The sequence below is a fragment of the Bacillus sp. D386 genome (genome assembly GCF_006346415.1).
This window is the reverse complement of the sequence record NZ_VEMV01000003.1, coordinates 291,823-313,616: the sequence shown is the minus strand read 5'-3', so window position 1 is coordinate 313,616 and position 21,794 is coordinate 291,823. Positions and strand designations below refer to the sequence as shown.

The window sequence follows — 21,794 nt, the reverse complement described above, 5'->3', positions numbered from 1 at the left end:
AAAAAAAACAGAAGTGAAACGGCTTATTGGACTGATAACATACAAATTGTTAGCTGGTTGTTTGTTTTGCCTTATTTCTAATCAATTCTTTAACAAAGGACTCCAATTCCTTATGGCCCTTTTGATGCAGTAAACTTACAACCTTACTCCCTACAATAATTCCATCACAATAGTCATACAATTGATTGGCCGTCTTTGCATTGGATATTCCAAATCCCGCATAGATTGGACAATCCGTATTCTGCTTAAGTTGTAGGATTTGTTCTTTAAAGGCTTCATCATTCAACTGTGCCTGTTCTCCTGTTGTCCCATTTACCGTTACTGCATAAATAAAACCTTCCGCTCCATCACAAAGCTTTGCCATTCGAGTTGGATTTGCTGTTAAAGGTAAGATTCTGATTAACACAATCCCTTCATTACTGAGCTCTTTCTTAAACATCTGCTCTTCCTCCAGGGGAACATCTGGAATGATACAGGCACTAATGGAGGCTTCTCTGCACTTGGCAGCAAATTTTGAAATCCCAAGGCGTAAAACAGGATTTGCATACGTCATCATTATTAACGGAATTTCAATAATTTCCTCAGTATTCTTTAATTCATTTAATATATCCTCCAAAGTAATATCCTGTTCCAGGGCACGTAAACCTGCTTCCTGAATGCTAGGTCCGTCAGCTACTGGGTCAGAAAATGGAATTCCAATTTCTATGGCGGAAGCCTCTAATCTTTCAAAGTACTTTATAGTCGGAACAAGCTGATCAAGCCCTCCATCACCGCCCATAATATAGGGGATAAACCCTTTTTTTTCACTCTTTTTAGCCTCTGAAAAACAATCTACTAGCTTATTAGGCATGCTCCGCACCTCCAACTACATTCATGACGGTATCCATATCTTTATCTCCTCTCCCAGATAAACAAATCACAATAGACTGATCTTTCCCCATATTAGGTGCCCTTTTGACTGCTTCCGCTATCGCATGCGAGCTTTCGAGCGCAGGTATAATTCCTTCCTTTCTTGTTAACAGCTTAAATGCCTCTAATGCCTCATCATCTCGAATAGATATATATTCAACTCTTCCCTCGTCCTTCAGAAAGCAGTGCTCCGGTCCGACTCCCGGATAATCTAGTCCAGCCGATATAGAATGAGCTTCCTCTATCTGTCCAGCTTTATCCTGCAGGAGATACATGAGTGCGCCATGCAGAATCCCCTTTTCTCCTTTTGAAAGGGATGCTGCATGCTCATTTGTATCTAACCCATGGCCAGCCGCTTCCACGCCTACTAAAGTAACCTGTTCATCCTCTAAAAATTCGTAAAACATCCCCATCGCGTTACTGCCACCGCCGATACAGGCAATAATTTCATCTGGCAATCGATTGTGTAAAGCTAAGAATTGCTCCCTGGTTTCCCGACCTATTACACTCTGGAAATCTCGTACAATTTGCGGGAAAGGATGGGGTCCCATCACAGATCCCAATAAATAATGTGTATCCTCAATATGACCGACCCAGTAACGTAAAGCTTCATTTACGGCATCCTTCAGTGAACAGCTTCCTTGTTGTACAGGCACTACCTTTGCACCCAACAATTCCATTTTCAATACATTCGGTTTTTGCCTCTTCACATCTTTTTCACCCATAAAGATTACTGCTTCCAAACCAAGCAAGGCACAGGCTGAAGCAGTCGCGACTCCATGCTGGCCGGCACCTGTTTCCGCAACAATTCTTGTTTTGCCCATTACTTTGGCAAGCAGGGCCTGACCAAGTGTATTATTAATTTTGTGAGCCCCGGTATGATTTAAATCCTCCCTTTTAAGGTAAATCCGCGCACCACCTAAATGTTCGGTCAAATTTTCCGCATAGTATAACGGAGTCTCTCTTCCTACATAATCCTTCAAAAGTAATTGATATTCAGTAATAAATGACTCTTCCTGCGCAATCGTTTTATAGGCTTCCTCCAATTCGAACAAAGCCGGCATTAATGTTTCCGGTACAAATCTTCCTCCATATTCCCCATATCGGCCAGTTTTATCTGGATATTCTTTTATTTGATTCACTTGATTTCCCCCTCTTTTGCCATTTTTATAAATTCAAAGATTTTTCTCGTATTTTTTCTCCCATTTACCTCAACACCACTGCTCACATCAACCATAAACGGATTTACAACCTCAATCGCAACTCTTACATTTTCAGAATTCAAGCCTCCCGCTAAAATGATAGTAGGATATTTAGCTCCTAGTCCTCTAACCTTTTCCCAATCAAATGCCACTCCGTTTCCACCTCTATATTCCCGTGCTTCAGCATCCAATAAAATATAATCAGCATGCTTAACATCACCAACATCTAAGTCTGCCTGAGCAGGCTTAATTCCTAGCGATTTAATGATCGGCAATCCAACCTCCAAATAGTCTGCCGGCTTTTCTTCTCCATGAAGCTGAATGGCTGTCAATCCACAATATCGTGCCACTTGTTTCACCGTTTCTACCTCTTCATTAACAAAGACACCGACCTTCCAGATTTCACCTTCCAGTTTGGAGATGATTGGTTTGGCCTTCTCAGGAATAATTCTTCGCTTGCTTTCGGCGAACATAAATCCAAGGGCATCCGCACCTGCTTTTTCAGCTGCTAATGCATGCTCGACGGTTTGTATTCCACAGATTTTCACCTTCACCGACTGTACCTTCTTTCAATTTTCTTGATTTCTTTTACAAATTGAGCGGGATCTTGATGCTTCATCAATGCCTCCCCAATTAGGATTGCATCCACGCCTGCATTGGCAACACGTAAACAATCATTAACATTCTTGATTCCACTTTCACTAATGACAATAGTCGACGGATCGTCAATCAATTTGATTAAATTTTCAGTAACAGCTAAATCTGTGTTAAATGTTTGAAGATTTCGATTATTTATGCCAATCAATTGCGGTTTAAGGGACAGAGCTGCCATTAAATCCTCCTCATCATGCACTTCCAGTAAAACTTCCAAATGTAGATGGAGAGCATACTCATACAATGCTTTTAATTTTCCAGGTGATAAAATTCTTACAATCAACAGGACTATACTTGCCCCCGATAAAAAGGCTTGATTAATCTGAGATTCTTCCAATATAAAATCCTTGCATAAGACTGACAGATCTATATGACTGCTTACAACCTGTAAATCTTCAAAGCTTCCATTAAAATATTCTTTATCCGTTAAAACAGATATGCCGTCAGCGCCGCCTTCCTTATATTGATTAGCTACCTCTATTGGGTCGGCCAAAGATTGAATGATTCCTTTTGATGGAGATGACCGTTTAAATTCTGCAATCACACCAAGGGTAGACTGACTTCTGATTCGTTCAGCAAAAGTATCTCTTACCTGCATTCGTTTGATGTCATTTGACAATTCAATTGCGGTTGATTTGCTTAACTCTCTCCTCTTGTGCTCCACGATATTCATTAAATAGGTTGGCATATATCATTGGCCCCTTTCGTTTGAACCGGTCCCCTAACTTCAAGTAATTTCCGATAGACAGCACCTGAATCAATTAATTCAGCCGCATACATGACTCCTTCCTGGATCGTAGAAACTTTCCCTGATACAAATAAACCAATTCCTGCATTTAGAAGGACGGCATCACGACATGGATTCTTTTCCCCACAGAAGATACCAATCATTTTTTTTGCATTTTCAGACGGCTCACCACCGGTCAAACGGCTATTGTCCGATACTTTCAATCCAACGTCATTGGGATGGATGGCTTCTTCTGTTATTAGACCACTCTGAACAAAATATAGCTTGTTTTCGCCAGACAATGAAGCTTCATCCATATTACCCGCTCCATGGATAATGGCAGCCTTTTTTCTCCCAGCCTTCAACAATACTTCTCCATACAGCTTTAATAGTTTTACATCATACACACCAACCATTTGATAGGTTAAATGGACTGGGTTTGTTAAGGGTCCGATTGCATTGAAAATCGTAGGAATACCCAATTGCTTCCGAACTGCAGCGATTCTTTTTAATTTTGGGTGGATATGTCCAGCATTCAAAAATACTAAGTTAGCTTGATGAATAGCTTTCCTAGCTTCTTCCTTTTGATTAATCGTATTAATGCCCAATGCGTTCAGCACATCCATGCTGCCGGATTGACTCGTCATATTTTTGTTTCCGTGCTTCACCATTTTGATTCCGGCACTTGCCAAAACAAATGCTGATGCCGTACTGATATTAAAGCTATTGCTGCGATCGCCTCCGGTACCACAATTATCCATGGCTTCCGGGATAGTTCCTAGCTGATGTGTCGATTCCTTTCGAATCATTTCTGCGATAATATACAGTTCCTTACTCCCGTATCCCTTCAATCCAATAGCCATCAAAAATGCAGCCAATTCCGCTTCAGAAACAGTTGGACTTAACATTTGTTTTGCAGCATCTGTCATTTCTCCCTCTGATAAACTCTTTCCTTTACTTAATTTGAAAAGATACTCATTCATGCAAGACTGCCTCCTTCACAGTACTATTAAGAAAATTAGTAATTATTGTTTTTCCATAGGGCGTTCCTATTGATTCAGGATGGAATTGAACGCCGTATAAGGGATACTGCTTATGACGAATGGCCATAATCTCGTCATCATCCTCTGAAGTTGCTATAATCTTAAACTCATTTGGCAATGTCTCTTCTTTTATAATTAGAGAATGGTATCTCATTGCCTGAAACCCTTGAGGTGTACCCTTAAAAATTTCATCTCCTGTATGGATGATCTTTGATGATTTACCATGTTTGATCTTTCCAGCTCGACTTACCGTAGCACCAAACACCTGGCCAATGGCCTGATGCCCTAGACAAACGCCTAAAATAGGAATATGGCTATAAAAAGCTTTAATCATTTCTTTACATATCCCACTCTCTTCAGGCCGACCAGGTCCGGGTGATAAGACAATTGATGTTGGTGATAAATCTTTTATTTCTTGAATCGTAAGGGCGTTATTTCGTTTAATCAGTACCTCTTCCCCCAGTTCTAATAAAAGCTGATAGAGGTTATACGTAAAGGAATCAAAATTATCGATAAGTAAAATCATTTATCCCATCCTCCTTAAATCCAACTTTATGAAGTGTTTCATACCATTCATTTTCCGGAATGGAATCATAGACAATACCAGCGCCAGCCTGGAAATGAATTTGTTGATCTTTAATTACCATCATTCGGATTGCTAAGGCCAGGTCCAATTCACCACCATAGGAGATAAAACCAACACCGCCGCCGTAAGCCCCTCTTCTTTCCTGTTCAGCCTCTGAGATTAACTGCATCGCTCTTATCTTTGGCGCGCCCGATACGGTTCCAGCCGGCAAACAGGCTTTAATTGCGTCCATTGGATGAATCGCTTCGTTTAATTGGCCTGTAATTTCTGAAACAAGATGGATTACATTTTTAAATGATTCAATCTCCATAAACCGTTTAATATTTAAGCTTTCCGGCTTACAAATCTTCCCCAAATCATTTCTAGCAAGATCCACCAGCATGACATGTTCTGCCTTCTCTTTTTCATCCGCTATTAAACTGGCAATCTGTTCTTCGTCTTCTTGAAGAGTAGAGCCTCTTCGTCTTGTACCAGCTATCGGATTAGAGTGAATAACGCCCTGATCGATCGCAATCAATCGTTCAGGAGAGCAACCCACAATGTGATAGGAGCCAAAATTAATATGAAACTGGAATGTATCAGGATGCTCTTGCTTTAACTTCCCATAATAATCTTCCGGGTCTCCCCTAAATGAACCGGTCCATCGCTGCGACAAGACAGCCTGGAATATATCGCCGTTCCGTATTCTGGATTTTAATTCATTAACCGTATCAATAAATTTCTCCTGATTCGTATTGCTTTTAATTCCGTGAATCAAATACATTTCATTTCCAGAAGCCTGGCTATATGTGGATAGTTTTTCCCGAAAGTACTTCATGTTTTTAGCCAATTCTTCCTCTGATCGTTCACCTTCATAGTCTAAATGGAGGTGGCTGCATTCGGAGAAATCATCACCGCTGTAAATAAAATAATCTGTGTGATAGAGAAAATGAAAATCCGGAATACCAACCGGATTCATTTCCGGCGAATCTATTTCTTCAAAGAGAAAACTGTACGAATAACCGGCAAATCCAATGGAACCTCCTATAAATGGCAGATCAGGATAAAGGGCATCATCGATTGCAAGGGACGCTTTTATAAACTCATGCGGATTATTCACTTTCTTTTTCATTTGACCTTTTTTAAAGAACGTACCATCTATACTCGTCATGATTTCTGCATATAGGTTAAAGGCAACAATTTTTGTCCTGCCACCGCTCGGAGATGGAAATTCAAGCACAGCTTTATAAGACTTAGCAATGTCTTCTATATTTCTAAGTTTGTTCTTTTCCTCGGCTTTCAGTCGTTGCCTGATTATGTTAGGTTTCCTCAATCTAATCCCCCCTGAAAATAAAAAAATCCCCCATAAGCAAATAAATTGCTTATGGAGGACGTATAATCGTGGTGCCACCCCCGTTGGATCTCTTTCAGATACGATGAGGAAGGAATCCATCATTTAATATCCTATCCTTTTAACGGCGGAATCCCGTATTCCCCTACTAATCTTTCAGGGAATCACTCGAAAGCCCATTCACATAAAGCCTGCATACCGGTTCTCACCCACTCCGGCTCTCTGTAGTGCAATGTTTTTATGCTACTCCTCTTTCTTAACGTTTTATTTATTCAATTTTATCCCATACAAAAAGGGCCTCACATCCTTGAAAAAAGGACGAGAGACCCGCGGTACCACCTTAATTGATTGCTGAATTCAGCAATCCACTTTATGACAGACTATGGAAATAACTGTCAGCCTATTTTAACGATTGGCTAAATCGACCAAAGCATACTGAATAACTCACGTTCTGCTCGGCAACTCCGAAGTCCATTCACAAATGAAATCGTACCGATTCCCACCACCCATCGGCTCTCTAAAACTCCTTCAAATGCTACTACTCTTCATCAACGCATTATTATGTTTAAGTTGTTGTTAATATTAAATTAACTCTTTTGAATTGTCAATCTATTCAGTTAAATATAGGTAAAATGATGCATTTTTAGTCAGACAAAGTGAAAAATGACTATATGTTAATGAAAGGGATCATATCTCTCATAGATTTTGTATTAATTTATCTATTAGAAACAAGCAACTTTAAGTATTATTGCGTTTTCCTATCCTCTAATTACAATACAAAGGCTTGATAGAAGGGTGTAGTTTATACGATTTTCAAAAAAAGAGTGCCAATTCAGTAAGAACTGGCACTCTTTAAGTAAATATCATTTGTATGATACAACATTAATTATTAATTTATTTTGTTAGTTAAACAATCATCCCTCAAGCAATAAAGATTCAGGGTCTTCGATTAATTTTTTCACATTCGCTAGGAAGCTAACTGCTTCTGCTCCGTCGACAATACGGTGATCGTAAGATAATGCGATATACATCATTGGGCGAACTTCAATTTTGTCATCCTCAACAGCAATCGGACGCTTTTTAATACCGTGCATTCCAAGAATACCTACTTGTGTTCCATTTAAAATAGGTGTTGACATTAAGGAACCGAAAACACCGCCATTTGTGATAGTAAAGGTTCCACCCTGTAAATCTGATAGGGCCAATTTATTATCACGTGCTTTTTTAGCCAAGCTGCCAATTTCTTTTTCAATTTCAGCAAAGTTCATACGATCCGCATCTCTGACAACAGGGACTACTAAGCCTTCTGGAGCAGATACTGCTACACCGATATCATAGTATTTTTTGATAAGCAGCTCATCACCTTGGATTTCTGCATTTAACAGTGGATACTTCTTAAGTGAACCAACCACGGCTTTTGTAAAGAAGGACATAAACCCTAATTTCACATCATTTTCTTTTTGGAATGCATCCTTACGTTTATTACGAAGGTTCATGATATTCGTCATATCTACTTCGTTAAATGTAGTCAGCATCGCTGTATTGTGTTGAACCTCAACCAAACGTTTCGCGATTGTTTGGCGTCTGCGTGACATTTTCACACGTTCTTCCGGTTTACCAGATACCTGAGCCGGTGCTGATGCTGCTTTTTTAGCTTCCGGTTTTGAAGGCTTAGATGCAGGCGCGCTGGCTTGTGCATGACCATTGTAGGATTCTACATCCTGCTTGCGCACTCTTCCAAGTGGATCTACTGTAGGGATTTCATCCAAATCGATTCCTTTTTCTCTTGCTAATTTACGTGCAGCCGGAGAAGCAACTGTTTTATTTCCTTTTTTCTCTTCTTCTTTTGGTTCAGGAGCAGGTGCTGCTTTTGGCTCTTCTTTTACTTGTTCTTTTGCAACAGGTTCTTGTTTTTCACTCTGTGCAGGCGCTCCATCAGCATCTACCATCGCAATTGCTTCCCCAACAAGAACCGTATCTCCCTCTTCTTTTAATTGCTCTGTCAAAACTCCTTCATAGTCGGAGATGATTTCAACATTTACTTTATCTGTTTCAAGCTCAACGATATATTCACCTTTTTCAACCTTTTCACCCGGTTGTTTAAGCCATTGTGCAATTGTTCCCTCTGTAATTGATTCCGCTAATTCTGGTACTTTTACCTCTGCCATCTCTATATTTCCTCCTCTATTCGCGAGTTAATGCGCTGTTAATAATACGATTTTGTCCTTGTTTATGAATGGTTGGATCTCCCTCTGCAGGACTGGATCGTCTTCTTCTGCCGATGTACTCAACTTTAACCCCTTCTGGTGCTGCTATTCTTAAACGTGGCTCAACGAAATTCCACGCGCCCATATTTTTAGGCTCTTCCTGTACCCATGCAATCTCTTTTAGATTCGGGTAGGATGCAAATAATTCTTGAACCCCTTTAAGTGGGAATGGATAGATTTCTTCAATTCTCACAATATGAAGCCAATCAAGATTTTCTTGAGCTTCAATAGCCTGAGATAAATCAATTGCCATTTTACCTGTACAGCAAACGATTCTTTCCACACTGTCTTTTTTTGTTCCTAAGCCTGGCTGTTCAATAAAGGACTTGAATTCACCGTCACTCAGTTCTTCAGCAGTACTCGCAACAGTCGGATTTCTCAGCAAGCTCTTTGGCGTCATTAATACCAGTGGGCGTACTTCTTCTTTTCCTAAAATAGCTGCTTGTCTTCTTAAAATATGGAAGTATTGAGCTGCTGAACTTAAATTAGCTACAGTCCAGTTATTCTCCGCTGCCAATGATAAATAGCGCTCTAAACGTGCACTGGAGTGTTCCGGTCCCTGGCCTTCATAACCATGAGGCAATAGCATGACTAAGCCAGATTTTTGGCCCCATTTCGCTCTCCCAGCAGCAATAAATTGATCAAATAATACTTGCGCAGTGTTGGCAAAATCACCATATTGGGCTTCCCATAAAACGAGCGTATCCGGGGATTGAACATTGTATCCATATTCAAATCCAATCACAGCTGCTTCGGACAACGGACTGTTATGAACCGCAAAGGAAGCTTTTGCCCCTTCAAGTCCATGTAACGGTGAATAGGTTTCTCCGGTTTCACTGTCATGTAAAACAATGTTTCTATGAGCAAATGTACCGCGCTCGGAATCCTGTCCAGTAAGGCGAACCGGTGTACCATCCTGTAAGATAGTTGCAAATGCTAACGTTTCAGCCAAAGCCCAGTCTACCTTATTTCCTTCTTCCAAAGCATTCTGTCTTCTCATAAGGATTTTATCCAGTTTATTAAATACCTTGAAGTTCTCAGGTCGTTTTAAAAGCTCCGCATTTATTTGCTTTAATACGTCAAGCTCTACTTTTGTATCTACATTCGGAATCCCGGATTCAATAATTTTTGGAACATCAGCTGCTTCAAGCGGAGAATCTTCCTTTTCACCCACTTGATTATAATACTCTTTCAACATATCAAAATGTTCCTGATCCAGACGAGCGACCTCTTCTTCCGTTACAAGTCCTTCATCGACTAGTCTCTTTGCATACACCTCTCTAGGTGTTGGATGCTCATGCACCATCTTGTACATGGCCGGATTGGTTGTCATTGGCTCGTCCATTTCGTTATGGCCATAACGTCTGTATCCAATTAAATCTATTAAAAAGTCTTTTTTGAAATTTTGACGATATAAAATAGCTACATAAGCTGCTGCTAATACAGCCTCTGGATCATCCGCATTGACATGGATAATCGGGATTTCATATCCCTTCGCCAGATCACTTGAGTATCGAGTGGATCGGGAATCCCGGCTTTCTGTTGTAAATCCAATCATATTGTTCGCGATAATATGAACGGTGCCTCCTGTTTGATACCCATTAAGGCGACTTAAATTCAAGGTTTCCGCCACAATTCCCTGACCTGGGAATGCTGCATCTCCATGAATAATAATTGACATACTGGAATTCGAATCCTGTACAGGAAATCCTTTTTGGCTTCTGTCATCCTGTACAGCCCTTGTATATCCATTTACGATGGGATTAACAAATTCCAAGTGACTCGGATTATTTGCTAACGTTATAACCGCTTCTCTTGTATTCTCTTCTTTAATTTTACGATCTGCGCCTAAGTGGTATTTCACATCGCCAGTCCATCCAAATGTAACACCAATGGATCCTTCAGATGGCACCAACTTTTTATCTGGAGCATGCTGAAACTCAGAGAATATTTTTTTGTACGGTTTACCCAGCACATGAGCCAGTACATTCAATCTGCCTCTATGTGCCATTCCGATATTAATAGAATTAGTTCCGCCGCGAACGGATCTTGAAACTAATTCATCAAGAAGTGGAACTAAAGAATCTACACCTTCAATTGAAAATCTCTTCTGTCCAACAAAGGTTTTATGTAAGAATCGCTCAAATCCATCCACTTCAGTTAAGCGCTTCAACAAATTTTTCTTTTTAGCTGCCGAGATTGCAAAACCGGAGGCTGTTTGTTCAACCATTTGTGTAAGCCACTTTTTCTCTTCCATGTCATGGATATGATCGAATTCAAAAGCAATCGTTCTCGTATATAAAACTTTTAAATATTCGATGGCTTCATGGCCATTTTGAATGTTTGCAGGCAAAACATCACTGATTAAGGAAGCTGGCATCGCTTTCAAATCATCAGTCGTTAAATCATATTTACCCAATCCTAAATTAATATCTTTCTTTACCTTACTGTACAATGGATAAATATCAGCGGCCAAATGTCCGTTTATTCGAATATCCTCAGCCAATTTGATAGCCTGCGATACTTTATACATCATTTTTGCTGTGAACTGACCGTCTGAAACTTCCTTACTTTGATTACCCCTTGTTTGTTCGGTTTCCTCTAATCTTGGAGGTCCCCATTCTTCAAATAATCTCACCAAATCCGGATCCACTTGCTCTGGGTCCTGTAAAAAAACTTCGTACATTTCCTGGACGTAACCCAAGTTTGGCCCCTGAAACTCTAGCCAAGGGTTTGTTACAGGTGTATCAAGTTTCATTATGAAATCCCCCTGTTAAACATTGTTTTGCCTTAATCCTGCGACTGAATAATATATAATAATAATGTTATCGAAAGAGTCGGAAGGATAAAACATTTCCGACATTATTCTACCATGTTTTGGTGAATATACCCAAAGGTTTGCACTTAATTTACGAGAAAATCAAAACTTTCTAAAAAATCAGCTATTATGAAATAGCAAAAAAAGAGAATTGATTATATAACCAACTCTCCTTTCTGATTAATTCCAAATTGAATCATGCTGGATTCACATACCCATTCATAGCCAATTTTTTGATAAATTGAATTTAAAGTTGGATTTGATAAATCCGTATATAAACTGCAAAATAAATAGTTTTCAAGAAGTTGTTTCGAAAAAGTGTGAACGGCCGAGCTCGCATACCCCTTCCCTCTCTCTTCATCGGGAGTATAAACCAGCGAGACTACAATTCCATTTTGCGTTGGCCGAGCCCACTTCACCATCGATACCGGTCTGTTCTGATCAATCCATAAATGTAAGGACTTCTCCTTGATATAATCATTTGCCCTTGCCTGACAATCTTCGTAAGTGAGATTATCAACCGTATATTTAGTGAACTTTTTAATCCAATCAGCTACTAAGGGAGCATCTTCATGGCCTGCCATACGTAAATACCCTTTTGTGATTTGAACAGAATTCAGTTTTGTCAGTTTATAGATTCCCTGTTCCACGCCAATAGAGCCCTCAATTCCCGTTACACACTTCCATTCATCAGCAAATAAATGCGCTAATTGCTTTTCGCCTGTTATCCCTGGAAACATGAACCCTTCTTCAACAAATTTATTTACAGCAAAGGAAATAGCTTCTTTTTGGTTTGGATCGCCTGCAATAAGCAGATTATGTGGATGAGTTCGTAAAAAAATCAGGACAGTCTGATCCTTTACCTCCACTGTACACATGAAAAGTTTTATAGTATCTGATGGATTTTGGATCAATTTATTCACCAATCCCAGGATGACATTATGCTTCGCTTCATCCTTTAAAAGGATAAGCTCGATTTTGTCCTTAAAAGGTTTAATCGTGTCATAGAATACGATATTCATTTTGGCTCATCCTCCTTGTCTCTATTATCCTTCTAATCTATATATTTCAAAACAATTTAATTTAAAATCTTGTGAGTTTACATAATATTTTTTTAACTAACTACTATTGTATAACAAAAACAGCAACCCCTATAGAGGATTGCTGCTTAATTTATAGTAGACTGTGTGCTGCAAATTAGTTTATGTCTAATATTCCATTCTGTGGAAGCTCGATTATAAAATGAGTTCCTTCAGGTGAGCTTTTAGAAATTGTAATATTCCCCAAATGCTCTATGATTGTTTTCTTAACAAATGGTAATCCCAATCCCATTCCCCGCTTGTCTATTGAGATAAATGGGTCAAATACACTTTCCCAGTTAGCTGAAGGGATTCCCTTGCCTGTATCAATAAAATGAATAATAATATGTTCATTTTCCAATTCGGTCTTAATCAATATTTTCTTATCATCTCTATCTTCAGGCATAGCCTCCACGCTGTTCTTGATTAAGTTGATAAAGACTTACCCCAAATTGGTTTTATTAATATAGGCATTCAAAGGTACGTAATTGTTAACCAATTCAATATCCACCTGATTTGTACGCAACATTTCAGAAGACATGTTAATGGAATCCAGAATAACCTCTATTAAATTTTCCTTTTTCAGTACTAGATTGGATGACTTCATATAATCCTTATAATTATTGGTCAGTTTACCTAAATGTTCAGATGACTTTTGAATCATATCTAGTGTTTTCTTATCTGACTCTGTTAAGTCATTGCTCAGACTAAGAAGATTTGAAAAACTCTTGATAATTTGATTGGTATTTTTCACTTCATGAATTAAACTTCCCGCTAAATTCCCGGTATAATCCAGCTTTTTTTGTCTTTCCAGCAGTTGATAATGACTATCTTTTAGACTCGTGTTCAGTTTAACAAAGAAATGCACCATAAAAACAGAGAATACGATTACCCCGATGCTGCTTGTTATGGCACCTGTCCCTGGTGAAAGGTTTAAATATCCCGATAAGATTAGCCAAATAGAGGCTAAACAGAAAGCATTTAAGAATTTTCTGAAACTCGTGTTAGATATATTTCTCGAAACTAAATAGACAAGAATTAGAAAGATGATAAAACCAATCATATGTAAAATGAATATCCATCCTAAAGGCCCATACACTGGGTAATAAAAACTGGATGAGAAACTGGTCTTTACGGTTAACCCACTAATCCCTAATTCCGTTAGATTGATTATATACACCACTCCGCTTAAAATAATAAAAAAGATGAGTGACTTCTTATCAAGTAATAACCTCGATACCTTTGCTAACCAAGGAGTATCTGTTAACATTGTTGGCTGATCCTTTATAATCAAATATGCTACATAGAGAACAATCGGCACTCCAAAAGTTGGCCCTAAACGCAGCAATTTAAATAATACAAGAATGGTACTCTCAGAAAGAATATCTGAAAAATAAAGAACCCCAACATCAATTTGCCAAATTGAAACAAAGAGCATGTATAAAACGATACCCATTGTTAATCTTGATTCATTATACATACTTTTTATAACGAATGAAACAACCAAAGGGATCAACCCAATAGTACATATTAATAATCCGATAATCATTTATTTTTGCACTCCATTGCTGTATGATCAGGTCTATATTTTTTAATATAAGCACATGCATTATTCCCGCCATGTCCATGATTGGTAACAGCTACTTCATTGACCTCCTGATAAATCGTTTCGGTAACAATATTCATATCTTCATAGCCTTTTTTAGTTGTTCTTATTGTTGGAGGAATAAAATCATGTTCCACACTTAATAATGAAGATATCACTTGCAAGATACCAATGGCGGCTAGAGGGTTTCCATACATACTTTTTATCGAGCTATATGGTGTTTGATGATTAAATAATTCCCTTGAGCACTTTTCTTCTATCCGATCATTCTGCTGGATCCCAAGTGCCTGGCTGTTGATATAATCTGGATTGCGGCCACTCGTGACATCTTTTAATGCATTAATCATCTGTTCTCCTGATTCATCCGAATCAAATATATAAGACCCATCATTATTCGAGATAATATCAACAATTTCTCCTTTAATATGAGCTCCTCGCTTAATGGCATCATCTTCTCTCTCTAAAACAATCACACCAGAAGCTTCAGAAGCAGCAAACCCTTTACTATCTTCATGAAATGGAACAGCTCCTACATCCATTGCTTGATTCAAAGGTAATATTCTTGTTTTAGAAAAAGCATAAGTCATTAGTTTACCAATCGGACTCTCTGTTCCACCTACTATAGCCACATCTATTTTACCGGCTTTTAAATAGAGCAAAGCCTCTTCAATTGCTTCCAAACTGGAAGTGCAGCCAGTGCTTATTGTTTTTGTCACACCTTTTGCTCCTAAAAAGTAAGCGATAGATGAGGTCATACTGTGATAATTGACATAGTGAGAAAACGTAATAGGCATTTTTCTATAATCATCATTGTTCGCATGTACAACTGCGTCCAGAGAATATTGATCTACGGAGGATCCAAGTGAAGTTCCAAAGAAAACCCCTACTTTTTTACCTGCTAAATCCACCCCTGCTGATTCCAATGCCTCTCGCCCGGCCACGATTCCCAATTTAGAAACTTTGGGTAACCGATTAATTCTCCTATCTTTCTCTAACTCTTCTAATCCATTATGTATTAGACCAACTATATTGGACTCTCCTTTATACCCTTCTCCATCTATTACTTCCAGTGTGTTCACACCATGCTGTAAATTATATAAAAATTCGTCGGTATTCCTTGTATTCGGGGCTATTGTCCCGTAGCCACTAACTACTATTTTCATGTAATTTTCCGCCTTAGTTGAGAATATTTACCTAAAAAAATTATAGCAGATAATATTTCAGAATGACTATAGGAAAAAACTATTAAAAATATATTTAAATAATCTAAATAGTTTAAATAAATCATTAATACTACTTTATAAAATAATCAAAAGCGTATGTTGATACCACATGTCGTTGAGCTTTTAGTTTGGGAGATAAAGTAACTTTAATTTCAGATGTTCACAGTACCTGAAACTCTAGTGAGATTTCGGATTTCTTTCATTAAATAAGATCACAATTGGTGTATAGCAATGCTCGTATTGTGGAATCACATTACCGCCATAATAAAAGAATGCTCTAAAATATCCTTTAATACATATTCTTTATCTGTCAGATTTCCTTGCTAACATCTAGTCAATATTATAGAAAGCAGTTATGAGCTAACCAACTGGGGACAAATTTCGAGTAATAGGAATGGATTGAATATAAAAAAAGCTGCATTCAGGTAAATTCGGAATACAGCTTAATCTTAGCTAAAGTATCAACTACTTATTAACACTTGCAATCCTCTTCTAAAACCTTCATTCATTAAAGTGATTTAGAAGAATACTTTAATACTTGCTAGGATCGTAAGCAAACCTACAACAATGACGAATACGTTGCTCAATTTCCCTCTGTATTTAGCTAGTACTGGTACTTTGCGGATTGCATACATTGGTAATACACATAAGATAGCAGCAACTAGAGGTCCGCTGAGTGTATCAATTAATCCTAGAATACTTGGATTTGTATAAGCAACAAACCAACATGTTAATACCACAAATACTAGAATTGCAGTTTTAATTGTTTTTTCTTTAATACTTTTTCCGCGTGCTTTTCCTGATGCCACAATCATGTCACGCATTACTTCGTAAGCTCCTACATAATGACCAAGGAAGGACTTTGTGATGGCCACGAATGCAATAATAGGCGCTGCAATAGCAATTATTGGTGAACCAAGTTCATTCGCAAGATAAGATAGGATTGATAAATTCTGTTGCTTTGCCATGGCAAGATCACTTGGAGTTAAGCTCAAGACACTGCTCCAAACGAAGAACATGACAACAGAGAATGTCATAATATAACATACTTTTTGTATTTGGGCACATTTCGCGTCAGTCGCATCTTTTCCATAAGTTGCCCGCTGTTTCATTACAAATGACGATACAATAGGAGAATGGTTAAACGAGAATACTATAATTGGTAATATCAACAGTATAATTCCAAAATATCCGGATCCTGATGAAGCAGTAGAAACACTTGCAGAACTAAAAATCGATGTATTCCACTGTGGAATTAAAGATACTGCGATAAATAACAGAGAAGCTATAAATGGATAAACTAGCATGCTCATCACTTTTACAGTTATATCTTGTCCAAAATTTAGTATGACGATAAGACCGAGAATTAATACAAGTGATAAAATGGCTCTTGGCGGCTCGTTCATATGCAATTGATTTACCATAAAACTACTTGCTGTATTTGTAAGTGCAACTGAATACATCAGCACGATCGTATAAATAGAGAAGAAATAAACTATGTTAAAGGCTATACTTGCCTTATTTCCAAAATACTCCCTTATCGTACCGGTAATTCCCTCATCAGCAGAATCTGAAGCAGCTATCATTTTAGCAAGTGCCCTATGCGAGTAGTACATTACCGGAAAGGCTAGTATAGTAATTAACAATAATGATATTAATCCGCCTGATCCTGCATTAATAGGTAAAAAGAGTACACCCGCTCCAATTGCTGTTCCAAAAAGGCTCAAAGCCCAGGTTGTATCTTGTTTATGCCATTTCTTCGCATCTGGAAAATTCTCTTGTATTACTGAATGATCTTCAACTGGTAATTCGAGTTTTTTTGCTGTATTTCCATGCATAATAAGGTTCCTCCTTATATATACCCTAGCTTTCTGCTAAGGCTTATAAATATGGATATTTTTTTAAAATTAAATTACTTATAAGATTCGGACAATAGAGATTATTAAATTACAACGCTAGCACTGAGAAATTTGTTTATCTACCATTCTAGTGTATTTGTTGGCGTTTGCAAAATATTGTATTTGTATAGGTATAAATCCCTTTATTTCTATATTTGTCTTCTCTTCTTACTTTTCTCCAAAAATTTTATGTTTAATGGCAATACCTGTTGGTGTAGCTGCCACTCCTCCTAAACCTGTCTCTCTTAACTCGCGCGGCATTTGTCTACCTATTTTATACATGGCTTCAACTACTTCGTCGGCACTAATGATATTATCTACGCCGGCTAATGCCATGTCCGCTGCAACTAAGGCATTGGCCGTTCCAATAGCGTTTCTCTTTACACAAGGAACCTCTACCAATCCAGCGACTGGATCACATACTAAACCAAGCAAATTTTGAAGGGCAGTTGAGAAGGCTTCCGATGATTGCTGCGGTGTTCCACCGGCAACTTCTACTGCAGCTGCTGCTGCCATTGCCGAGGCACTGCCTACTTCAGCTTGACATCCTCCAAACGCTCCAGCAATACAAGCATTATTGGCTACTATCATTCCAAATAAAGCAGAAGTGAATAGAAAATGCACCATATCTTCGTGACTTAACTGCAACGTATCTTTAATACCGAATAGGACCCCAGGAACTGTTCCACTCGCGCCTGCTGTTGGAGTTGCACAAATCGCCCCTAACGAAGCATTTACTTCATTAACACCAATTGCATGCTGGACCCCAAATACCATCATATCTCCAGAAAGAGTTTTTCCACGTTCGCGATATTTTTTGATTTTAACAGCATCGCCACCAGTTAAACCGGTCGGAGAAAATACCCCGTCTCCCTCAATACTTTTATTTATGGCATTTTCCATAGTGAGTAGATTTTTTTCCATCTTGCTCCAAACTTCATCATAGGTAGATTTAGTTTGTTGGATTTCCTGCTCAATGGCTAATTCATAAATGGGTTTTTGCCTTTTATTAGCTGCATCTACGATTTCTTTTATGGTCATGTACATAAACTTTTCACCTCCCTAGGATATTAAAGAATAATAATAGTAGCTGTATTGCTAAGTTCCTTCAATTTCTGCTGAACATCGTTACGTAACTGAGAGTCCAATGTAAATGCAAAGAGGTGTTTTCCATCTTCTTTTAAACTGGTAAAACTATTAATATCCACATCATTTTCTTTAAGGATCCTGCGTAACCCAAATTCAAGGTCATCTTTTTCAGAAATCGCTAGTATAACTGGTAATGGTCCTTCAAGATTCAATCTAAACCCGTCCATTTCAATCTGTTTGACCTCAATCATACCGCCGCCGACCGAAATTCCCATCGTTCTAATACTTCTATTTTCATCCTCCAAATAGACATCTACAGTATTGGGATGACCGGCAGGACTATCAATCACTTCTTCAATAAAAACAATCTTAATTCCCTTAGATTCTGCTATTTTAATAGCATCAGGCACTCTGCTATCATCAGCGGCAAATCCTAATATACCAGCAACAATGGCAAAATCAGTTCCATGACCTTTATGAGTTTCAGCAAATGATTCATAGTACCGGACCAAAACTTTTTTTGGAAGACCTTGAAATAATTTATTGGCAACTGCTCCAATAGCTAAGGCACCTGCTGTGTGCGAACTCGAGGGCCCTATCATTACCGGACCTATTACATCAAAACAACTTTTATAATTAATAATCTTTTTTTCTTTAACGGGTGCTACATTAATACTCATATAAAATTCCCCCACCCCATTAAATTACTTGATCTTTAAAATTGATCTTGCACTGTAAACTTTCAATAGATGAACATGGCTTGTACCAGTGAGCTTAATAGAGTTTTAACTCCGCTTTAATTGAAAAGGTTTTCATTACTAACCAATAAAATCGAATCGTATTTATCTCGAATACTAACTAACATTGCCATCATTTCTTTTGCAACTTAATGCCTTCAAAACATAATTAACAGCAATTCCTAGTTGTTCCATAAATCCGATTCCAGATACACCACCTTTAGCAAAATTTAGAAAGCATAAGGTTAAAAACGGTACCGCAACTGCTCTAAAAAATCCTTATAAAGTGTTTCAAGCTGACCTTGGAAATCTATTAATTAATTTCCAATAATTTATTACAGTAGTTATTATTTACTACTCGCTCAAAGTATCACATAATTGGTTTAATATGTCAATACGATTTAATAAAAACTTATTTTTGTAAAAATTTATTATTAGAAAGCCTTTACAATCTGCTATAATTATTGGTAGATTATGTTTCAATTGGTTCTATTATCTAAGGGTTGCTTAATAACATTGATAATCCCCAACCTTCCCTAACCACTGAGCAAGCGCATAAATACAGGTGCAAAAATGAAGACTTGCATGTAGGTTTTAACTTACAATGCTTGTAGTTAAATTGGTAACTATTCTTTGATCTCGATGTTCCATTAAAAAGAGTTTCCTAAAAGGAGGAAAACCTAATTGGATAAAGATCTATTTCGACATTATCAAACTATAACGAATTATTTTGGTGAAATTTTAGGACCTAATTATGAATTTGTATTACATATTTTAAATCCTAATGGAGGTTCTCATATCGGTCATATTGTCAATGCTGACTTGAGCGAAAGGTCCTTAAATAGCCCATTGACTAACTATGCAAAAAAGTTAATCAACGATAAGGTTTATTTAGACAATGATTATGTTGTTGGATATGTTGGGGAAGGACCGCGGGGTAAAAAATTTCGTTCATCCACTTTGTTTATAAAAGATCATGAAGGTCAATTACAGGGACTTTTATGTATAAATTTTGATGCAGACGTTTATCGAAAAGTCGCCAAGGATATATTAAGTTTAGCCAATCTAAGCTTTGATATTAAACATATTGAAATGAAAACTGAACAAGAGAAACCTGTAGAAAAGCTTCAAGATAATGTAAGTAATATCATTTATACAGTAATAGATAGAGATATCCTCGAATCTGGAGCCCAATTATCACCTGACCAAAAGAAGCTTGCTATTTCAAAATTAAAAGAGTATGGGATATTTGATATGAAAGGCACAATAAGTGAAGTGGCAGATATAATGGGAATGTCCGAGTCCAGTGTTTATCGTTACCTTCAAATGGTATCACGAAGCAAAAAAGCAGTACCGGTATAATAAAGTGCATGTCAATTAAGCTGGAGAGTCCGAGGAAAGACTAGATATCTCGCAGACTTCCCAGCTTATTCTTCATTCAGTATCCCTCTATACCTCACAAAGTCCTACAGGTTGTCATCCTACAGAAAAATATACATCCCGAAACCTACCAAGAATGCTTGATTTCTTAAAAGAAGTAACTCATTCATTCATCGAAGCTCTGAGGATACCCCATTTAACACAATATAACACTTAGATAACAGTCCGACTGTATGGGTTCTATTATGAACCATATACTTGTTTGTACTATACTAATAAAGAACCCTATACCGAAGGAGGAGACCTCAACATGAACGAAGTAATGCAAACCTTATTATCTCACCGCTCCATCCGATCTTATAAAAACAAACCAGTCGAGGATGTACAACTGGAACAAATCATTAAAGCTGTCCAATCTGCCCCAAGCTGGATAAATGGACAACAGGTTTCCATTATTGCTGTTAAAGATTCTGAAAGGAAAAAGAAGTTTGCAGAGCTATGCGGCGGGCAGAAGCATATTGAAGAGGCCCCTGTATTCCTCGTATTCTGCTCAGACTTTTATAGAGCATATGTATCCAGTAAAATCGAAAAAACACCATTTGCTGTCTCAGAAAATATTGATACATTATTGGTCGGTGCTACAGATGTTGGGATTGCTCTTGAAGCAGCCATTACTGCAGCCGAATCATTAGGCCTTGGTACAGTCTGCATTGGCGGTATACGCAGAAATTTAGATAAAGTCATAAAGGAACTCAACCTTCCTCCATTTGTTTTACCCATTTCAGGTTTATGTATCGGCTATCCTGCAGAGGATCCCGGCTTAAAACCACGCCTGCCAGTTAAAGCGGTCTATCATAGCGAAACCTATCAGCATGATATAAAAGACGAAATCGAATCATATAATCAAACATTTTCAGATTACCTATCAGAACGTTCCCAGGGTACACAGACTGGGACATGGACTAAAGCAGTAGCTAGCTTTTATAGTAAAACCTATTATCAGGGCGTTGATGAAGCAATTAATCAACAAATGCAGATTCCGAAAAAAATAGATGTTAAAGATAAAGGAAGAGAAGCCTAAACGCTCCTCTTCCTTTTTTTCACTTTGTATCTCCCAAATCTCTTGATGATCCCTTCACCTTGCCTTGATTGCTTTAGTAATAAAAATCGATAGAAATATCCTCACATTATTCTAGGACTTAATACTCCTTATTTCACTATAAAGAAGATTAATATGCCCTAAAAG

18 protein-coding genes and 2 other annotated features are annotated in these 21,794 nt (G+C 37.9%); of the genes, 2 read left to right on the top strand and 16 right to left on the bottom strand.

The window, feature by feature from the left end:
- Nucleotides 1–49 precede the first annotated feature (49 nt).
- From trpA to sdaAB, 16 genes are all read right to left on the bottom strand, one after another.
- Nucleotides 50–850, bottom strand: coding sequence for a tryptophan synthase subunit alpha (gene trpA, locus FHY45_RS10385; protein ID WP_139891826.1), 801 nt, complete (start codon nucleotides 848–850; stop codon nucleotides 50–52).
- The gene (trpB, locus tag FHY45_RS10380; RefSeq protein WP_066107807.1) at nucleotides 843–2,042 is read right to left on the bottom strand and encodes a tryptophan synthase subunit beta; all 1,200 of its coding nucleotides are present in this window, start codon (nucleotides 2,040–2,042) and stop codon (nucleotides 843–845) included. Before trpB ends, trpA begins: the two co-directional genes overlap by 8 nt.
- A 5-nt stretch (nucleotides 2,043–2,047) precedes the next feature.
- Entirely contained in the window at nucleotides 2,048–2,665 is a 618-nt protein-coding gene (locus tag FHY45_RS10375; protein ID WP_066106992.1) for a phosphoribosylanthranilate isomerase, read from the bottom strand.
- The gene (trpC, locus tag FHY45_RS10370; RefSeq protein WP_066106995.1) at nucleotides 2,662–3,453 is read right to left on the bottom strand and encodes an indole-3-glycerol phosphate synthase TrpC; all 792 of its coding nucleotides are present in this window, start codon (nucleotides 3,451–3,453) and stop codon (nucleotides 2,662–2,664) included. The genes FHY45_RS10375 and trpC overlap by 4 nt, the downstream gene beginning before the upstream one ends.
- Entirely contained in the window at nucleotides 3,438–4,475 is a 1,038-nt protein-coding gene (trpD, locus tag FHY45_RS10365; protein WP_066106999.1) for an anthranilate phosphoribosyltransferase, read from the bottom strand. Before trpD ends, trpC begins: the two co-directional genes overlap by 16 nt.
- Nucleotides 4,468–5,061, bottom strand: a complete 594-nt coding sequence (locus tag FHY45_RS10360) for an anthranilate synthase component II (RefSeq protein WP_066107002.1) — start codon at nucleotides 5,059–5,061, stop codon at nucleotides 4,468–4,470. Before FHY45_RS10360 ends, trpD begins: the two co-directional genes overlap by 8 nt.
- Nucleotides 5,042–6,433 carry an anthranilate synthase component I family protein gene (locus FHY45_RS10355; RefSeq protein ID WP_175354298.1) on the bottom strand — a complete coding sequence of 464 codons (1,392 nt, stop codon included), beginning with the start codon at nucleotides 6,431–6,433 and terminating at the stop codon, nucleotides 5,042–5,044. The genes FHY45_RS10360 and FHY45_RS10355 overlap by 20 nt, the downstream gene beginning before the upstream one ends.
- A gap of 51 nt (nucleotides 6,434–6,484) precedes the next feature.
- Nucleotides 6,485–6,720, bottom strand: a binding site (T-box leader).
- Nucleotides 6,721–6,762: 42 nt separating this feature from the next.
- Nucleotides 6,763–7,012, bottom strand: a binding site (T-box leader).
- Nucleotides 7,013–7,365: 353 nt separating this feature from the next.
- On the bottom strand, nucleotides 7,366–8,619 hold the full coding sequence (odhB, locus tag FHY45_RS10350) for a 2-oxoglutarate dehydrogenase complex dihydrolipoyllysine-residue succinyltransferase (RefSeq protein ID WP_066107005.1): 1,254 nt from the start codon (nucleotides 8,617–8,619) through the stop codon (nucleotides 7,366–7,368).
- Between the two features lie 16 nt (nucleotides 8,620–8,635).
- Nucleotides 8,636–11,476 carry a 2-oxoglutarate dehydrogenase E1 component gene (gene sucA / locus FHY45_RS10345; protein ID WP_066107008.1) on the bottom strand — a complete coding sequence of 947 codons (2,841 nt, stop codon included), beginning with the start codon at nucleotides 11,474–11,476 and terminating at the stop codon, nucleotides 8,636–8,638.
- 215 nt (nucleotides 11,477–11,691) lie between these two features.
- Nucleotides 11,692–12,558 (bottom strand): GNAT family N-acetyltransferase, encoded by an 867-nt coding sequence (locus FHY45_RS10340; RefSeq protein WP_139891825.1) that lies wholly within the window; start codon nucleotides 12,556–12,558, stop codon nucleotides 11,692–11,694.
- 175 nt (nucleotides 12,559–12,733) lie between these two features.
- On the bottom strand, nucleotides 12,734–13,051 hold the full coding sequence (locus FHY45_RS20925) for an ATP-binding protein (RefSeq protein ID WP_306821553.1): 318 nt from the start codon (nucleotides 13,049–13,051) through the stop codon (nucleotides 12,734–12,736).
- A 6-nt stretch (nucleotides 13,052–13,057) separates the two neighbouring features.
- A complete protein-coding gene (locus tag FHY45_RS10335) occupies nucleotides 13,058–14,164 on the bottom strand; it encodes a sensor histidine kinase (protein ID WP_257469023.1) in 1,107 nt (368 codons plus the stop codon).
- Nucleotides 14,161–15,384 (bottom strand): beta-ketoacyl-[acyl-carrier-protein] synthase family protein, encoded by a 1,224-nt coding sequence (locus FHY45_RS10330; protein WP_139891824.1) that lies wholly within the window; start codon nucleotides 15,382–15,384, stop codon nucleotides 14,161–14,163. The genes FHY45_RS10335 and FHY45_RS10330 overlap by 4 nt, the downstream gene beginning before the upstream one ends.
- 578 nt (nucleotides 15,385–15,962) lie before the next feature.
- Nucleotides 15,963–17,282 carry an amino acid permease gene (locus tag FHY45_RS10325; RefSeq protein WP_066107018.1) on the bottom strand — a complete coding sequence of 440 codons (1,320 nt, stop codon included), beginning with the start codon at nucleotides 17,280–17,282 and terminating at the stop codon, nucleotides 15,963–15,965.
- A gap of 228 nt (nucleotides 17,283–17,510) precedes the next feature.
- On the bottom strand, nucleotides 17,511–18,389 hold the full coding sequence (sdaAA, locus tag FHY45_RS10320; RefSeq protein WP_139891823.1) for an L-serine ammonia-lyase, iron-sulfur-dependent, subunit alpha: 879 nt from the start codon (nucleotides 18,387–18,389) through the stop codon (nucleotides 17,511–17,513).
- 23 nt (nucleotides 18,390–18,412) lie between these two features.
- Nucleotides 18,413–19,111, bottom strand: a complete 699-nt coding sequence (gene sdaAB, locus FHY45_RS10315) for an L-serine ammonia-lyase, iron-sulfur-dependent subunit beta (protein ID WP_139891822.1) — start codon at nucleotides 19,109–19,111, stop codon at nucleotides 18,413–18,415.
- 741 nt (nucleotides 19,112–19,852) lie between these two features.
- Between sdaAB and FHY45_RS10310 the strand changes: the two genes are divergently transcribed.
- Entirely contained in the window at nucleotides 19,853–20,530 is a 678-nt protein-coding gene (locus tag FHY45_RS10310; RefSeq protein WP_139891821.1) for a helix-turn-helix transcriptional regulator, read from the top strand.
- A 328-nt stretch (nucleotides 20,531–20,858) separates the two neighbouring features.
- Nucleotides 20,859–21,629 (top strand): NADPH-dependent oxidoreductase, encoded by a 771-nt coding sequence (locus tag FHY45_RS10305; RefSeq protein ID WP_139891820.1) that lies wholly within the window; start codon nucleotides 20,859–20,861, stop codon nucleotides 21,627–21,629.
- The last annotated feature ends 165 nt before the right edge of the window (nucleotides 21,630–21,794 follow it).

Coding starts and splice junctions, on each gene's coding strand:
- FHY45_RS10335 (WP_257469023.1), bottom strand. CDS start 14,164: ATGATTATCGGATTATTAATATGTACTATTGGGTTGATCCCTTTGGTT.
- sucA (WP_066107008.1), bottom strand. CDS start 11,476: ATGAAACTTGATACACCTGTAACAAACCCTTGGCTAGAGTTTCAGGGG.
- FHY45_RS10340 (WP_139891825.1), bottom strand. CDS start 12,558: ATGAATATCGTATTCTATGACACGATTAAACCTTTTAAGGACAAAATC.
- odhB (WP_066107005.1), bottom strand. CDS start 8,619: ATGGCAGAGGTAAAAGTACCAGAATTAGCGGAATCAATTACAGAGGGA.
- FHY45_RS10305 (WP_139891820.1), top strand. CDS start 20,859: ATGAACGAAGTAATGCAAACCTTATTATCTCACCGCTCCATCCGATCT.
- trpA (WP_139891826.1), bottom strand. CDS start 850: ATGCCTAATAAGCTAGTAGATTGTTTTTCAGAGGCTAAAAAGAGTGAA.
- FHY45_RS10325 (WP_066107018.1), bottom strand. CDS start 17,282: ATGCATGGAAATACAGCAAAAAAACTCGAATTACCAGTTGAAGATCAT.
- trpD (WP_066106999.1), bottom strand. CDS start 4,475: ATGAATGAGTATCTTTTCAAATTAAGTAAAGGAAAGAGTTTATCAGAG.
- sdaAA (WP_139891823.1), bottom strand. CDS start 18,389: ATGTACATGACCATAAAAGAAATCGTAGATGCAGCTAATAAAAGGCAA.
- FHY45_RS10360 (WP_066107002.1), bottom strand. CDS start 5,061: ATGATTTTACTTATCGATAATTTTGATTCCTTTACGTATAACCTCTAT.
- FHY45_RS10330 (WP_139891824.1), bottom strand. CDS start 15,384: ATGAAAATAGTAGTTAGTGGCTACGGGACAATAGCCCCGAATACAAGG.
- trpC (WP_066106995.1), bottom strand. CDS start 3,453: ATGCCAACCTATTTAATGAATATCGTGGAGCACAAGAGGAGAGAGTTA.
- sdaAB (WP_139891822.1), bottom strand. CDS start 19,111: ATGAGTATTAATGTAGCACCCGTTAAAGAAAAAAAGATTATTAATTAT.